1 protein-coding gene is annotated in these 327 nt (G+C 62.7%); it reads right to left on the reverse strand.

The features are described 5' to 3' along the window. Nucleotides 1–327 (reverse strand): sugar-binding domain-containing protein (locus tag EOC94_RS33925; RefSeq protein WP_281032990.1); only part of this gene is annotated, 327 nt, incomplete at both ends.

A 327-nucleotide genomic window follows, 5' to 3' on the forward strand; every position in this document is an offset into this window, starting at 1 on the left:
TCCGTGACGATGGTGTCGAGATGATTTCCGCGCATTGCGGCGAGGATCGGCGCGACCTTGCTGGCGCCACTTGCAATGCCGATCGAGCGCGGGATGGTCGCGAACTCGTCAAGCGTCAACGAGACCAGCGAACGGTTGAGCGAGTAGTTGCAAAGCTTGCCCTGGCGGTCGATGAGATGAGCGAGCAGCTCGCCTGTCGCCCCGGACTTCTCGATCGCCTGGCGATCGGCATTCGAGGACGGATGCAGGTCGTAGTAGCTGGAATCGTCGGTCAGGATGGAGCCGACACCCACCACCGCGACATCCGCCTCGCGCGCTTTGCGAAAC

Source organism: Mesorhizobium sp. M6A.T.Ce.TU.016.01.1.1 (assembly GCF_003997065.1).
Classification (GTDB): domain Bacteria; phylum Pseudomonadota; class Alphaproteobacteria; order Rhizobiales; family Rhizobiaceae; genus Mesorhizobium; species Mesorhizobium mediterraneum.